Origin of the sequence: Pseudomonas umsongensis (genome assembly GCF_012647205.1) — a bacterium.
In the GTDB taxonomy this organism is placed as follows: domain Bacteria; phylum Pseudomonadota; class Gammaproteobacteria; order Pseudomonadales; family Pseudomonadaceae; genus Aquipseudomonas; species Aquipseudomonas umsongensis.
This window is the reverse complement of record NZ_CP051487.1, coordinates 557,564-573,814: the sequence shown is the minus strand read 5'-3', so window position 1 is coordinate 573,814 and position 16,251 is coordinate 557,564. Positions and strand designations below refer to the sequence as shown.

Annotated in this window: 9 protein-coding genes and 1 pseudogene; 6 read left to right on the top strand and 4 right to left on the bottom strand. The window is 61.0% G+C overall.

Going from position 1 to position 16,251, the window contains the following annotated elements:
• The first annotated feature begins 38 nt into the window (after positions 1–38).
• A complete protein-coding gene (gene putA, locus HGP31_RS02540; RefSeq protein ID WP_020796202.1) occupies positions 39–3,989 on the top strand; it encodes a trifunctional transcriptional regulator/proline dehydrogenase/L-glutamate gamma-semialdehyde dehydrogenase in 3,951 nt (1,316 codons plus the stop codon).
• A 242-nt stretch (positions 3,990–4,231) separates the two neighbouring features.
• Positions 4,232–6,034: an acyl-CoA dehydrogenase gene (locus HGP31_RS02535; RefSeq protein WP_168757116.1), complete on the top strand. Its 1,803-nt coding sequence runs from the start codon at positions 4,232–4,234 to the stop codon at positions 6,032–6,034.
• A 113-nt stretch (positions 6,035–6,147) separates the two neighbouring features.
• On the opposite strand, the gene HGP31_RS30875 is transcribed toward HGP31_RS02535, so the two are convergent.
• The 4 genes and pseudogenes from HGP31_RS30875 to HGP31_RS02520 form a co-directional block, all read right to left on the bottom strand.
• The gene (locus HGP31_RS30875; protein WP_420850693.1) at positions 6,148–6,879 is read right to left on the bottom strand and encodes a methyl-accepting chemotaxis protein; all 732 of its coding nucleotides are present in this window, start codon (positions 6,877–6,879) and stop codon (positions 6,148–6,150) included.
• A gap of 135 nt (positions 6,880–7,014) precedes the next feature.
• A pseudogene (locus HGP31_RS30870) lies at positions 7,015–8,040 on the bottom strand (HAMP domain-containing protein); the annotation flags it as partial.
• A gap of 146 nt (positions 8,041–8,186) precedes the next feature.
• Positions 8,187–8,486, bottom strand: a complete 300-nt coding sequence (locus tag HGP31_RS02525; protein WP_033045280.1) for a cell division protein ZapA — start codon at positions 8,484–8,486, stop codon at positions 8,187–8,189.
• Positions 8,483–8,713: a hypothetical protein gene (locus tag HGP31_RS02520; RefSeq protein WP_033045282.1), complete on the bottom strand. Its 231-nt coding sequence runs from the start codon at positions 8,711–8,713 to the stop codon at positions 8,483–8,485. Before HGP31_RS02520 ends, HGP31_RS02525 begins: the two co-directional genes overlap by 4 nt.
• Positions 8,714–9,068: 355 nt before the next feature.
• Between HGP31_RS02520 and HGP31_RS02515 the strand changes: the two genes are divergently transcribed.
• The 4 genes from HGP31_RS02515 (at position 9,069) to trxC (ending at position 16,215) form a co-directional block, all read left to right on the top strand.
• Positions 9,069–10,811 carry a potassium/proton antiporter gene (locus HGP31_RS02515; RefSeq protein WP_033045283.1) on the top strand — a complete coding sequence of 581 codons (1,743 nt, stop codon included), beginning with the start codon at positions 9,069–9,071 and terminating at the stop codon, positions 10,809–10,811.
• Positions 10,812–10,845: 34 nt separating this feature from the next.
• The gene (gene mscK, locus HGP31_RS02510; protein WP_033045285.1) at positions 10,846–14,196 is read left to right on the top strand and encodes a mechanosensitive channel MscK; all 3,351 of its coding nucleotides are present in this window, start codon (positions 10,846–10,848) and stop codon (positions 14,194–14,196) included.
• A 48-nt stretch (positions 14,197–14,244) separates the two neighbouring features.
• On the top strand, positions 14,245–15,708 hold the full coding sequence (gene selO / locus HGP31_RS02505) for a protein adenylyltransferase SelO (RefSeq protein WP_020796195.1): 1,464 nt from the start codon (positions 14,245–14,247) through the stop codon (positions 15,706–15,708).
• A 72-nt stretch (positions 15,709–15,780) separates the two neighbouring features.
• The gene (gene trxC / locus HGP31_RS02500) at positions 15,781–16,215 is read left to right on the top strand and encodes a thioredoxin TrxC (protein WP_168757114.1); all 435 of its coding nucleotides are present in this window, start codon (positions 15,781–15,783) and stop codon (positions 16,213–16,215) included.
• Positions 16,216–16,251 lie beyond the last annotated feature (36 nt).

Genomic DNA, 16,251 nt, shown 5'->3' with positions numbered 1-16,251 from the left:
TGATGCCACGCAGTCGTGGCAAACATGAGGATAAAAACATGGCTACCACCACCCTTGGGGTCAAACTCGATGACCCGACCCGCGAACGCCTCAAGGCTGCCGCGACCTCGATTGATCGCACGCCGCACTGGCTGATCAAGCAGGCAATTTTCAATTACCTGGAAAAACTCGAGGGTGGTGCAACCCTGTCCGAGCTCAACGGTATCGCCCGAGACACTGACGAAGCGGGCGACGTCCATGTCGACCACGCGCACCAGTGCTTCCTCGAGTTCGCCGAGAGCATCCTGCCGCAATCGGTCTTGCGTGCGTCGATCACCGCCGCGTACCGTCGCCCGGAACCGGAAGTGGTGCCGATGCTGATCGAGCAGGCTCGCCTGCCGGCGCCGATGGCCGAAGCCACCAACAAGCTCGCTGCCTCTATTGCGGAAAAACTGCGCAACCAGAAGAGCGCCGGCGGCCGTGCCGGTATCGTTCAGGGCCTGCTGCAAGAGTTCTCCTTGTCGTCCCAGGAAGGCGTGGCGCTGATGTGCCTGGCCGAGGCGCTGTTGCGCATTCCGGACAAAGGCACCCGTGACGCCCTGATCCGCGACAAGATCAGTACCGGCAACTGGCAGCCACACCTGGGCAACAGCCCGTCGCTGTTCGTCAACGCCGCGACCTGGGGCCTGCTGCTGACCGGCAAGCTGGTGTCCACGCATAACGAAGCGGGCCTGACTTCGTCCCTCAGCCGCATCATCGGCAAGAGCGGCGAGCCGATGATCCGCAAGGGCGTCGACATGGCCATGCGCCTGATGGGCGAGCAGTTCGTCACCGGCGAGACCATTGCCGAAGCCCTGGCCAACGCCAGCAAGTTCGAAGCCAAGGGCTTCCGCTATTCCTACGACATGCTCGGTGAAGCCGCACTGACTGAGCACGACGCGCAGAAGTACCTGGCCTCGTACGAACAAGCCATCCACTCGATCGGCAAAGCGTCCCACGGTCGCGGGATTTATGAAGGTCCGGGCATTTCGATCAAGCTGTCGGCCTTGCACCCGCGCTACAGCCGTGCCCAGTACGAGCGCGTGATGGATGAGCTGTACCCGCGCCTGCTGTCGCTGACCCTGCTGGCCAAGCAATACGACATCGGCCTGAACATCGACGCCGAAGAAGCCGACCGCCTCGAGCTGTCGCTGGATCTGCTCGAGCGCCTGTGCTTCGAGCCGCAACTGACGGGCTGGAACGGCATCGGTTTCGTGATCCAGGCTTATCAGAAGCGTTGCCCGTACGTGATCGACTACGTGATCGACCTGGCTCGCCGCAGCCGTCATCGCCTGATGATCCGCCTGGTGAAAGGCGCGTACTGGGACAGCGAGATCAAGCGCGCCCAGGTTGAAGGCCTGGAAGGCTATCCGGTCTACACCCGCAAGGTGTACACCGACGTGTCCTACATCGCTTGCGCACGCAAACTGCTGTCGGTGCCGGAAGTCATCTACCCGCAGTTCGCCACGCACAACGCCCACACCCTGTCGGCCATTTATCACATTGCCGGTCAGAACTATTACCCGGGCCAGTACGAGTTCCAGTGCCTGCATGGCATGGGCGAACCGCTGTACGAACAAGTTGTAGGAAAGGTTTCCGAAGGCAAGCTGAACCGTCCGTGCCGTGTGTACGCACCGGTCGGCACCCACGAAACCCTCCTGGCTTACCTGGTACGTCGCCTGCTGGAAAACGGCGCCAACACCTCGTTCGTCAACCGTATTGCCGACCAGTCGATTTCCATCCAGGAATTGGTGGCCGACCCGGTAGCAAGCATCGAGCAGATGGCGACCGTGGAAGGTGGCTTCGGCCTGCCGCATCCTCGCATTCCGCTGCCGCGCGATTTGTACGGCTCCGAGCGCGCCAACTCCAGCGGCATCGACATGGCCAACGAACATCGCCTGGCGTCCTTGTCCTGCGCTCTGCTGGCTACTGCGCACAACAACTGGAAGGCCGCGCCGATGCTCGGTTGCGCTTCCAGCAGCGAAACCCCTGCACCCGTCTTGAACCCGTCCGATCTGCGTGACGTGGTTGGCCACGTACAGGAAGCGACTGTCGAAGACGTCGACAATGCGATCCAGTGCGCACTGAACGCCGCGCCGATCTGGCAGGCTACCCCGCCGGCCGAACGCGCCGCGATCCTCGAGCGCGCCGCAGACCTGATGGAAGCCGAGATCCAGCCGCTGATGGGCCTGCTGGCTCGCGAAGCCGGCAAGACTTTCGCCAATGCCATCGCCGAAGTGCGCGAGGCCGTGGACTTCCTGCGTTATTACGCGGTGCAGGCTCGCAACGATTTCACCAATGATGCCCACCGCCCGCTGGGTCCGGTGGTGTGCATCAGCCCGTGGAACTTCCCGCTGGCAATCTTCAGTGGCCAAGTGGCTGCGGCGCTGGCTGCCGGTAACCCGGTATTGGCCAAGCCTGCGGAACAGACGCCGCTGGTCGCCGCTCAAGCCGTGCGCCTGCTGCTCGAGGCCGGGATTCCACAAGGTGTCCTGCAACTGTTGCCGGGCCGTGGCGAAACCGTCGGCGCCGGACTGGTGGGCGACGATCGCGTCAAAGGCGTGATGTTCACCGGCTCCACCGAAGTTGCGCGCCTGCTGCAACGCAACATTGCCGGTCGCCTGGACAGCCAGGGTCGTCCGATTCCGCTGATCGCCGAAACCGGTGGCCAGAACGCGATGATCGTCGACTCTTCGGCACTGACCGAACAGGTGGTGATCGACGTGGTTTCGTCGGCCTTCGATAGCGCCGGCCAGCGTTGCTCGGCCCTGCGCGTGCTGTGCCTGCAGGAAGATTCTGCCGACCGCGTGATCGAAATGCTCAAGGGTGCCATGGCTGAAAGCCGCCTCGGCAACCCTGAGCGCCTGTCCGTGGACATCGGCCCGGTGATCGACGCCGAAGCCAAGGCTGGCATCGAGAAGCACATCCAGGCCATGCGCGACAAAGGTCGCAGCGTGTACCAGGTGGCCATCGCCGACGCCGAAGAAGTTAAACGCGGCACCTTCGTGATGCCGACGCTGATCGAACTGGAAAGCTTCGACGAACTGCAACGGGAGATCTTCGGCCCGGTGCTGCACGTGGTGCGCTACAAGCGCAAGGACATCGATCAACTGATTGCCCAAATCAACGCTTCCGGCTACGGCCTGACGCTGGGCGTGCACACCCGTATCGACGAGACCATCGCCAAGGTGATCGACAACGTCAATGCCGGTAACGTCTACGTCAACCGCAACATCGTGGGTGCCGTGGTCGGCGTGCAGCCATTCGGCGGCGAAGGCCTGTCGGGTACTGGCCCGAAAGCCGGTGGTCCGCTGTACCTGTACCGCCTGCTGTCGACCCGCCCTGCCGATGCGATCGAACAATCCTTCGCTCGCGGCGACGCTGCCGTAGCACCGGACGTTCGCCTTCGCGATGCCATGAGCAAACCGCTGACCGCCTTGAAAGCCTGGGCCGACAGCAACAAGTTCGCCGACCTGAGCACCCTGTGCGCGCAGTTCGCCGCACAATCGCAAAGCGGTATCACCCGCGTCCTGGCCGGCCCGACCGGCGAACGTAACAGCTATGCGATCCTGCCGCGCGAGCACGTGCTGTGCCTGGCGGAAGTCGAAGGCGACCTGCTGACGCAACTGGCTGCGGTATTGGCTGTCGGCGGTTCGGCGGTATGGCCGGAAGCTGAACTGACCAAGGCCTTGCTCGCCCGTCTGCCGAAAGACATCCAGGCACGCATCAAGCTGGTTTCCGACTGGAACAAGGACGACGTGGTGATTGATGCGGTTCTGCATCACGGCCATTCCGACCAGTTGCGCGCGGTTTGCCAGCAAGTGGCAAAGCGTGCCGGTGCCATTGTCGGCGTCCAGGGTCTGTCGCAGGGTGAAACCAACATTGCGTTGGAGCGCCTGGTGATCGAGCGTGCGTTGAGCGTTAACACCGCTGCTGCGGGTGGTAATGCCAGCCTGATGACCATCGGCTAAAACCGGTAAACCGGGCTGCCGCAATAGCCGCCCGGCACGCAATACCCTGTGGGAGCGGGCTTGCCTGCGATAGCGATGTATCAGTCACTGATGATGTTGACTGGTCTGACGCCATCGCGGGCAAGCCCGCTCCCACAGTTACTTATGGCGTCTGCTAAGTCACCATCACGCAGATCAATCATCCTGTTCAGCCTCTATTCCCCCGCCTAGACTCGCCCTACTCCAACAAAAGGTAGGCCGCCATGTCCGAGACGTTGCTCAGTTCCCGCAATCTGGCTTTCGAGCTGTATGAAGTCCTCGATGCCGAGGGCCTGACCCAGCGTGAGCGTTTCGCCGAACATAATCGCGAAACCTTCGATGCCGCCTTGGGCACCGCCCGCAACATCGCCGAGAAGTTCTTCGCCCCGCACAATCGCAAGGGTGACGAGAACGAGCCGCGCTATGAGGACGGTCAGGCAATCCTGATTCCGGAAGTGAAACCGGCAGTCGAGGCGTTCCTCGAAGCCGGCTTCCTCAATGCAGCGCGCAGTTTCGACGCTGGTGGCATGCAACTTCCTACCCTGTTGTCGCAAGCCTGCTTCGCGCATTTCCAGTCCGCCAACGCGGCGTCGACCTCCTACCCGTTCCTGACCATGGGCGCGGCCAACCTGATCGAAAGTTTCGGCACCGAGGAGCAGAAACGCCGCTTCCTGCAACCAATGATCGACGGCCGCTTCTTCGGCACCATGGCCCTGACCGAACCCCACGCAGGTTCGTCGCTGTCGGATATTCGTACACGAGCCGAGCCTGCGTCCGACGGCACCTATCGACTCAAGGGCAACAAGATCTTCATCTCCGGCGGCGATCATCCGCTGTCGGAAAACATCGTGCACATGGTCCTGGCCAAGCTGCCGGATGCCCCTGCTGGTGTGAAGGGCATTTCGCTGTTCATCGTGCCGAAATTCCTGGTCAACGATGACGACAGCCTCGGCAAACGCAACGACGTGCTGCTGGCGGGGCTTTTCCACAAGATGGGCTGGCGCGGCACCACCTCAACCGCGCTGAACTTCGGCGATAATGGCGAGTGCGTAGGCTATCTGGTAGGCAAGCCGCATCAGGGCTTGAGCTACATGTTCCAGATGATGAACGAGGCGCGAATCGGCGTCGGCATGGGTGCGGTGATGCTTGGCTACGCCGGCTACCTGTATTCGCTGGAATACGCCCGCGAGCGCCCTCAGGGTCGCGTGCCGGACAGCAAGGACCCGAACACCGCTCCGGTGGCGATCATCCAGCACGCCGACGTCAAGCGCATGCTGCTGACGCAAAAAGCCTACGTCGAAGGATCGTTCGACCTGGGGCTGTACGCGGCGCGGCTGTTTGATGACACCACGACACTGGAGACCGAGGCCGAACGCAAACAGGCCCATGAACTGCTGGACTTGCTGACCCCCATCGTCAAATCCTGGCCGTCGGAGTTTTGCCTGAAGGCCAACGAACTGGCGATCCAGATCCTTGGCGGCCACGGCTACACCCGCGAATACCCGGTGGAACAATACTACCGCGACAACCGTCTGAACCCGATTCACGAAGGCACCCACGGCATTCAGTCGCTGGACCTGCTGGGGCGCAAACTGGCACAGAACGGCGGTGCGGGCCTCAAACAACTGGTCCGCCTGATCGCCAACACCGCCGAGCGCGCGCACGCCCATGACTCGCTGACCGCGCTGCGTGAACCACTGGAGAAACTGGTGGCGCGCCTGCAGGCCGTGACCATTGGCTTGCTGACCGACCTGGCCCAGGGCAAGGTCAACAGCAGCTTGGCTAACTCGGCGTTGTACCTGAAAGTTTTTGGTCACACGGTAATTGGCTGGCGCTGGCTGGAACAGGCGATTCGCGCCGAGGAAGGGCTGGCCAAAGGCAATGCGGTCGATGTGAACTTCTATAAAGGCAAGCTCCAGGCGGCGCGGTACTTCCTGACCTGGGAAATCCCGGCTTGCCACCATGAGTTGACGATTCTTGAGGCGCGGGATGATGTTTGCCTGGGCATGCAGGATGAGTGGTTCTGATCCAAGTCTGAGGTGCTGCCGAAATCCATTCGCGAGCAGGCTCGCTCCCACAGTTGAACGCGTGACACTGTGGGAGCGAGCCTGCTCGCGAAGAGGACATCACCGACAACAGATCAGCTCAGACGAAACCCACCCATCTGCCGCGCCAGATCATCCGCCAACCGCTGCAACGTCAGGCAATCCTCCCGACAAGCCTTGACCTCCCCGGCAGTCGCCCGCGCCAGATCGGAAATCCCCTGCACGTTGCGGTTGATCTCTTCCGTTACCGCCGACTGCTCTTCCGTCGCCGTCGCCACCTGGTGGTTCATGTCGCTGATGCGCTCGACCTGCCCGGTAATCGCCGTCAACGAAGCCCCGGTGCGCTGGCTCGACTCGACACCCGTGCCCGTCGCGGCCTGGCCGGAATGCATCGACGACACCGCGTTCTCCGCGCCCTGCTTGAGGCTGCCGATCATCTGCTGAATCTCGTCGGTGGATGTTTGCGTGCGTCGCGCCAGGGTGCGCACTTCATCGGCCACCACCGCGAATCCGCGTCCCATGTCGCCGGCCCGCGCCGCTTCGATAGCGGCGTTCAGCGCCAGCAAATTGGTCTGCTCGGAAATTCCGCGAATCACCGCGAGCACCTGATCAATCGATGCCACCTGGTCTGCCAATGCGCCCACGGCTCTGGCGGCGACGCCGATTTCATCGGACATGCTTTCAATATGGCGGATCGAACCCCCGACCACTTCCCGCGCCTGCATTGCTTCATCACGGGCGTTTTGCGAAACGACTGCCGCGTTGCCGGCGTTTTGCGCAATTTCCTGCACAGTCAGGCCCATTTCGTGGACCGCGGTGGCGACCATGTCGGTCATCTCCTGCTGGCGCCCGGAACGCTCTGCGGTGTTATCCACCACCCGTGCCACCTGCCCGACCGCTGCGCGCAAGCGGTCGCTGGTGGTCAGCACTTCGCCGATCATTCCGCGCTGGCTTTCCAGGAAGCGATTGAACCCGCGCGCCAGGTCGCCCAGCTCATCGGCGCGGCTGGAATCTAACCGATGGGTCAAATCTCCACCACCGCTACCGATGGCCACCAGTGCCGCTGTTACCTGACGAATCGGTCGTACCAACCCACGGGCCAGCAACACCACCAGCAACAAGCACACCAGGGCCACCGCCAGGCCGATACCACCGCTCATCCACATGGCGCGACGGGCCTCGGCGTAGATTTGCGATTGCGGCACTTCGGCCACCAGGGTCCAGCCCAAATCCCTTAACGGCAGACTCAGCGCCAGATAATCCTCACCCTCACGGGAAAAACCGCTGCTGGTGGCAACTATTTGACCCATGACTGCTTGTGCCGCCGAGCCGCCGATTTGTTCGACCAGAGTACGCTTGCCGCTGAATTGAGCCTCGGGATGCACCTGGATCAAACCGTCGGAGCGCACGAGATAGACCTTGCCACGCTCACCAAAGCTGAAGTTGTGAATCAGCTCGGACAGCTCTTTCATGCTCAGGCCCAGTCCGGCGACGCCCACGACCTTCCCGGCCTTCTCGACTTTAATGTCGATGAAAAGCGCCAATTCTCCGGTGGCCGCGTCGTTGTCAATATTAAGGGTGCGCGGCTGGTCGCTGTCGAGGAACGCATAGAACCAGGCGTCTTTTGGATTGGAACGACTGAGGGTACGGTCCAGGCCTTTTTCGTTGAAGTAATGGTGGGTAGCCGTGCCGACCATCAACGCGGTAAAGGCTTTGTGTTCGGCACGCACGCCTTCGAGGTAAGTGGTAAACGTGCCGGCCTGGGCACTGTCTTCACCCGCGGCCAGCCAGTCGCGCACCATGCTGTTGCTGGCGATGTCCTTGGCGGCGGTTAGAGGCTGGACAAGGATGCGTTCGATGTCGTTGCGCATCGCCTCGATGCTCGACGGCAAGGCTTGCTCGACCAGATAGCTTTGAGCAAGGCGGTTGACCACGAGGGTATAAATGCCAACCACGATCAGAATGCTGACCAACAGGGCGGTGCCCATGCTCAGGATCAACTGCCACTGAATACTGCGTCGCCAGAACTGCATGGAGCACCCCCAAAGAATAAGAGGCTGAAACACTGCAACAGCCGTGCCGATTGTATACAACTAAATCGACAATTTTATTCTTTGGTTGTGCGCAAAGCCGATCAGACCTGATTGATCGTCTTGGAAATCACTTCAACCGTGGCGCTGACTTGCTCTTGGTAACGGTCGAGTTCCTGCTTGTGGCGCTTTTGCATTTCGATCTGTTGGGAACACAGATTCATAGCGGCCAGCACCAGTAGTCGGTCACCGATCAGGGTCGGGTACTTCTTCTTGGTCTCGGCCAGGGCAGCCTTCAACATCAATGCGGCGTCCAGCAGGGTCTGTTCTTCCCCGGCCGGCGCCTTGATCGAATAGTCTTCCCCCAGGATCGAGACGACTTTCACACCTGGGCCATAACTCATGCGTTGACAGGGCCAGCGCTGACGCGCTCAACCAGGGCCTGGATGCGTGCCACGGTGGCGCCTTGTTTCTCTTCCTGTTCCATCAGGCTCAGTTGCAGGCTTTCGTTTTCATCCTTGGCCTGGGCCAGTTCGGCGCTCAGGGTCTGGTTAGTGCTGACCAAGGCCTGGTTCTGTTGCACCAGATCGCTGACCAGTTGTTCCAATTGGCTTAGGGATGCTTCCAACATTTTGATTTTCCGGGCATTTTCAAAGGGCGCGTACGATAAAGAAAAGTCACGGTGGATGCCAGGGTTAAACAGGCGCAAGGCCTTGATTTTCCTGACCAGTGACCCTTCTCGCGAACTGTAGAGACTGTGATTGTCCCATCTGGTTCCTGCAGTTCGTCGCCATGAAGCGCAAAAGATCGCAGCCTTCGCCAGCCCTGCAAGAGATTCGCGTTTTCCTGTAGGAGCTGCCGCAGGCTGCGATCATTTGATTGGCAAAAGCTTTTTGACAGCATCACATTTCAACAGGTTAGAATCGCTGGCACGCAGACTGCATGGTCAGTTTGTGCCCGCTTTTCAGCCTTCCGGAGTACTGCCTTTGAATGCGACGACCATCAACAGCCTGTTCTTGATCGGCGCGTTGCTGGTAGGTGCGAGCATCCTGGTAAGTTCACTTTCGTCGCGCCTCGGCATCCCGATCCTGGTGATCATCCTGGCCGTGGGCATGGCCGCCGGCGTCGATGGCGGCGGCATTATCTTCGACAACTACCCCACCGCTTATCTGGTCGGCAACCTGGCATTGGCGGTAATCCTGCTGGACGGTGGCTTGCGTACTCGCGTATCGAGTTTTCGCGTGGCCTTGTGGCCGGCGCTGTCGCTGGCCACTGTAGGCGTGCTGATTACCACCGGGCTGACCGGCATGGCCGCGGCCTGGCTGTTCGACCTGAACCTGATGCAGGGCCTGCTGATCGGTGCCATCGTCGGCTCTACTGACGCCGCCGCAGTGTTTTCCCTGCTAGGCGGCAAAGGCCTGAACGAACGGGTGACCGCCAGCCTGGAAATCGAATCCGGCAGCAACGACCCGATGGCGGTGTTCCTCACCGTGACCCTGATCGACATGCTCGCCAGCGGCCAGACCGGCCTGCACTGGAGCCTGTTGACGCACCTGCTGCGCGAGTTCGGCATCGGCGGCATCATCGGCCTGGGGGGCGGTTGGCTAATGCTGCAACTGGTCAACCGTATCAACCTGGCCACCGGTCTCTATCCAATCCTGGTCATTGCCGGCGGCCTGGTGGTGTTCGCCCTGACCAACGCCCTGCACGGCAGTGGGTTCCTGGCCGTGTACCTGTGCGGCCTGGTTATCGGCAACCGCCCGGTGCGTAGCCGTCACGGCATTTTGCACATGCTCGATGGCATGGCCTGGCTGGCGCAGATCGGCATGTTCCTGGTACTGGGGCTGCTGGTCACGCCCCACGATCTGTTGCCGATTGCCCTGCCGGCACTTGCGCTGGCGCTATGGATGATCCTGTTTGCCAGGCCGTTGTCGGTGATGGTCGGCCTGCTACCGTTCAAGGCGTTTCACGGGCGCGAAAAGGCGTTCATTTCCTGGGTTGGACTGCGCGGTGCGGTTCCGATCATTCTGGCGGTGTTCCCGCTGATGGCGGGCCTGCCCAACGCCCAGCTGTACTTCAACCTCGCCTTCTTTATCGTGCTGGTATCGCTGCTGGTGCAAGGCACAAGCTTGCCGTGGATCGCCAAACTGCTGAAGGTGACGGTGCCACCCGAGCCTGCGCCAATCTCCCGCTCGGCCCTGGAAGTGAACGTCACCAGCGAGTGGGAACTGTTCGTTTATCGCCTCGGCGCCGAGAAATGGTGCATCGGTTCGCACCTTCGCGAGCTGAAAATGCCCGAAGGCACCCGTATCGCAGCCCTGTTTCGTGGCGAACAACTGCTCCATCCGTCGGGTAGTACGGTGCTGGAAGTCGATGATTTGCTGTGTGTTATAGGCCATGAACACAACCTGCCGGCCCTCGGAAAACTGTTCAGCCAGGCGCCGCAGCGGGGCCTCGATTTGCGTTTCTTCGGCGACTTCGTCCTTGAAGGAGACGCCCAGCTGGCCGCTGTTGCCGCCCTGTACGGGTTGAAGGTCGAAGGCATCGATCCGGACATGTCCCTGGGGCACTTCATTGCCCAGAAAGTTGGGGGTGCGCCCGTGGTCGGTGACCAGGTTGAATGGAACAACACCATCTGGACCGTTGCGGCCATGGAAGGGAACAAGATCGGCAAAGTGGGCGTCAGATTTCCCGAAGGAAGTCGCCCCGGCCCGGGACTCTTCCTCTAAACTCCATTCTTCGTCTCGTTTTCGATCGGTCACTATGTCAAGCCTGCGCACGTTTTTCGTCATGGTCCTGTTGGGCCTGAGCCTCTCTGTCGGTACCGTACAAGCCGCCGAACCGCCCACCCGTGAATCCGTACAGGCAAGCCTGGACAAGATCGCCGACCGCAAACTGCCGGAAGCCGATCAAAAGGCCCTGCAATCCGTCCTGCAGAGCACGCTGACACAGCTCAACAATCAGCGTGATTACGAGCAGAAGCTGGTCGAGCTCAAGCAACAGCTGGCCAGCGCGCCCAAACTGACCATTGAGAACCAACGCGAACTGGCCCGCCTGAAGGCCAGCAGCGTGGTACCGGTGGCGCAACGTTTTGCCAAAGAGTCGATTCAGCAACTTGAGCAACTGCTCACCGAACGTTCGACCCAGCAAAGCGATCTGCAAAAAGCCCTGGGCGACGCTAACAGCCTGATCATTACCGCCCAGACTCGCCCCGAACGCGCCCAAGGGGAAATTTCCGCCAGCCAGACGCGCATCCAGCAGATCAACAACATCCTCAAGGCCGGCAAAGACGCCGGCAAAACCCTGAGTGCCGAGCAGCGCGACCAGCTCAATGCCGAGCTCATGGCGCTGAACGCCCTGATCCCGCTGCGCCGCCAGGAACTGGCGAGCAACACTCAGCTGCAAGACTTGGGCAATAGCCAGCATGACCTGCTGACGGAAAAATCCGATCGCCTGGATCAGGAAATCCAAGAGCTGCAAAACCTGATCAACCAGAAGCGCCTCGCACAATCCCAGGAAACGGTCACCCAGCAATCGATCGAAGCGCAGAAGGCCGGCGGCAGCAGCCTGCTGGCCGTCGAAAGCACGGCGAACCTGAAACTCTCGGACTATCTGCTCAAAAGCACCGACCGCCTCAACGAAGTCACGCAGAAAAACCTGCAAACCAAGCAACAACTGGACAGCTTGACCCAGAGCGATTCGGCCCTGGACGAGCAGATCAACGTGCTCAAGGGCAGCCTGCTGCTGTCCAAGATTCTCTACAAGCAGAAACAGGCCTTGCCACGCCTGCGGGTCGACCGTGACCTGGCGGACCAGATCGCCGACATTCGCCTGTATCAATTCGAAGTCAGCCAGCAACGGGAGCTGCTGAGCAACCCGGCGAGCTACGTCGACAACCTGCTGTCGACCCAACCGCCCGAGCAGGTCACCCCGCAATTGCGCAAGAGCCTGCTGGAGCTGGCCACCACCCGTGCCGACCTGCTGGAGCGGCTGAACCGCGAACTGAGCGCGGTACTCAACGAATCCATCACCCTGCAACTGAATCAGAAACAACTGCTGAGTACCGCGCAAAGCTTGCGGGCGACACTCGACGAGCAGATGTTCTGGATTCCCAGTAACAAACCGCTGGATGTGGAGTGGTTCAGTACTGTGCCGGAGCGCCTGAGCCGTCAGGTCGATACCCTGCCCTGGGCTTCGAGCCTGAGTGAACTGGTCGACGGCCTGACCCAGCGTCCACTGCTGTTCCTGCCGCTGGCATTGCTGATTGGTGCACTGCTATGGCGACGCAAGCAGCTGTATGCCCGCCTGAACAAGGTTCACCAGGACATCGGGCATTTCAAGCGTGATAGCCAGTGGCACACACCCCAAGCCATTTTGATCAACATCCTGCTGGCGATGCCAGTGTCACTGGCCCTCGCCTTGTGCGGCCTGGCCCTGCAAATCGACGCCCGCGGGCAGAACGCGAGCATGGGCGCGGCCTTGCTGCAAATGGCCGGGGCGTGGCTGGTGTTCTACACCGCCTACCGAATCCTCGCGCCGGGTGGCGTGGCGGAATTGCATTTCCGCTGGGAAAAACCCCAGGTCGAATTCCTCCGGGGCTGGGTCCGCCGCCTTGGCATGGTGGTGATGGCACTGGTCACCGTGGTGGCGGTGGCGGAATTGCAACCGGCGGCGCTGGCCGATGACGTGCTCGGCATGCCGGTGGTGCTGATCTGCTACGCCTTGATGACCTGGCTGCTCAGTCGCTTGCTGATCAGCAGCCCGACCCACGAAAACGCCTCGTTGTTCCGCAAGGTCCTGGGCATTCTGTTTACCGCGCTGCCCATCGCACTGTTCGTGGCCGTGTGCTTCGGCTACTACTACACCGCACTCAAACTCAGCGACCGACTGATCAACACCCTTTACTTGCTGATGTTCTGGCTGGTGATCGAAGCGACCTTCGTGCGCGGCCTGAGCGTGGCGGCACGGCGCCTGGCTTACCAGCGCGCCCTGGCCAAACGCCAGGCGGCAAAAGAGGCCGGCGACGGCGAAGCGGTCATCGAAGAACCGACGATGGACATCGAGAAGGTCAACGAACAATCCCTGCGCCTGATCCGCCTGGCGCTGCTGGGTGGCTTCATCGCTGCGCTGTATTGGGTCTGGGCCGACTTGATCACGGTGTTCTCGTACCTGGACAACATCACCCTTTACGAATACACCAGCGGCACCGGTGCCAACATGAGCATGGTGCCGATCAGCATCGGCGACATGCTCGGTGCACTGATCATCATCGGTATCACCTTTGCCCTGGCGCGCAACTTACCCGGCCTGCTGGAGGTGTTCGTGCTCTCGAAGCTGAACCTGGCCCAAGGCAGCGCCTATGCCACCACCACGCTGCTGTCCTACCTGATCGCCGGTATTGGTTTCGTCTCTACCCTGTCGACCCTCGGCGTGAGCTGGGACAAATTGCAATGGCTGGTCGCGGCGCTCTCGGTCGGCCTCGGCTTCGGTATGCAGGAAATCTTCGCCAACTTCATCTCCGGCATCATGATCCTGTTCGAACGCCCGGTGCGCATCGGTGACACCATCACCATCGGCAACCTGTCGGGTACGGTGAGCAAGATTCGCATCCGTGCCACCACCATCACCGACTTCGACCGCAAGGACATCATTGTCCCGAACAAGACGTTCATTACCGGGCAACTGATCAACTGGTCGCTGACCGATACCATCACCCGGGTCACGCTCAAGCTCGGGGTCGATTACGGTTCGGACCTGGACCTGGTCAAGGAATTGCTCCTCAAGGCTGCACGGGAAAATCCGCGGGTGCTCAAGGAGCCCGAGCCGCACGTGTACTTCCTCAACTTCGGCGAAAGCACTCTTGACCACGAGCTGCGCATGCACGTGCGCGACCTCGGCGACCGCAACCCGGTGCTCGATGAGGTCAACCGCTTCATCAACCGCGAGTTCAAGAAGCAGCACATCAACATCTCCTTCCGCCAGATGGAGGTCTACCTCAAGAATCTCCACGGCCAGGAATACAAGATGGTGCCGATCGAGCCAGAAGCGAAAACCATCGTGCCACTGGTCGATGGCAAGCCGGTGCAAGAGCCACCTTCCGCCAAACTCGACTAACCGGCCATTCCCCAGCAGAATGCTCGGACATTCTGCTGGAGCCGGCCTTTGAAAGCCCTCGACGAACTGACCTTCGACAATCGCTTCGACCGCTTGGGCGATGCCTTTTCCGCCCATGTGCTGCCCGAGCCAATCGATAACCCACGTCTCGTGGTCGCAAGCCCCGCTGCCATGGCGCTGCTCGACCTCGACCCCGCCGTGGCCGAAACCCAAGAGTTCGCCGAGCTGTTCAGTGGTCACAAACTCTGGGCTGACGCGATTCCCAGGGCGATGGTCTATTCCGGTCACCAGTTCGGTTCCTACAACCCGCAACTGGGCGATGGTCGCGGCCTGTTGCTGGGCGAGGTGTACAACGAGGCCGGCGAGCACTGGGACCTTCACCTCAAGGGCGCCGGTCAGACGCCGTTTTCGCGCATGGGCGATGGGCGCGCAGTGCTGCGTTCCTCGATCCGCGAGTTTCTCGCCTCCGAAGCCCTGCAGGCCCTGAACATCCCGACCACTCGGGCGCTGTGCGTGATTGGCTCCGACACCCCGGTCTGGCGCGAAAAACAAGAGCGCGCGGCCATGGTCCTGCGCCTGGCACCGAGCCATGTACGCTTTGGGCATTTCGAATACTTCTACTACACCAAACGTCCCGAGCAGCAGAAAATCCTGGGCGACCATGTGCTGGCCATGCACTTCCCGCAGTGCCTGGAACAACCGGAACCGTACCTGGCGATGTTCCGCGAAGTGGTCGAGCGCAATGCCGAACTGATCGCCAAGTGGCAAGCCTACGGTTTCTGCCATGGCGTAATGAACACTGACAACATGTCGATCCTCGGCATTACCTTCGACTTCGGCCCATTCGCCTTCCTCGATGATTTCGACGCCAACTTCATCTGCAACCACTCCGATGACCAGGGCCGCTATTCATTCAGCAACCAGGTGCCCATTGGCCAGTGGAACCTCAGCGCCCTGGCCCAGGCGCTGACACCGTTCATCAGCGTCGAGGCCCTGCGCGAAACCCTCGGCCTGTACCTGCCGCTGTTCCAGGCTCATTACCTGGACCTGATGCGCCGCCGTCTCGGCCTGACCACCGCCGAAGAGGACGACCAGAAGCTGCTGGAGCAATTGCTTCAACTGATGCAGAACAGCGGCGTCGATTACAGCTTGTTCTTCCGGCGCCTGGGCGAAAAAGCCCCCGAAGCGGCCGTTGGCCATTTGCGCGATGACTTCGTCGACCTCAAGGGTTTTGATGCCTGGGGCGAGCGCTACGTCGCCCGAGTGGCCCGGGAAGGCGAGGTGGATCAGGAGCAGCGGCGCGCCCGGATGCATGCGGTCAACCCGCTGTACATCCTGCGCAACTACCTGGCGCAAAAGGCCATCGATGCGGCAGAGAGCGGCGACTACTCGGAAGTCCGCCGGCTGCACGCGGTGCTAAGCAAGCCGTTCGACGAACAACCCGGTATGGAGAGCTACGCCGAGAGGCCGCCGGAATGGGGCAAGCATCTGGAGATCAGTTGTTCGTCGTGAAGTGCCGCGCGATTGAAAATACAAGCGAGTGGCTCCAGATACAGACTACTCGCTCCTCACTGGACATCCGTCATGACCGACCCACTCCTCATCCCCTGCCCCCACTGCAACGGCCTCAACCGCATTCCCGCCGAGCGCCTGGGCGACCATCCAAAATGCGGACGTTGCAAGGCCGAGGTCCTGCTGAACAAGCCCTTCGAACTCAAGCAAGGTGATTACGCCAGTCAGATCAAAGGCGATCTGCCGCTGTTGGTGGATGTGTGGGCAGACTGGTGCGGACCGTGCAAATCGTTTGCGCCGGTGTTCGAGCAGGCGGCAGGGCAATTGGCCGGCAAGTGTCGGCTGGCCAAGCTGGACAGCGAGGCGAACCAGCAATTGTCGGCGCAGCTGGGGATTCGCTCGATACCGAGCCTGATTTTGTTCAAGAACGGTCGGGAGGTCGCCCGCCAGAGCGGGGCGCTCCCGTTACCGCAACTGATGAGCTGGTTGCGTAGCCAGGGGATCTAAAGGCCACCCGAAAACCAAATGTGGGAGCGAGCCTGC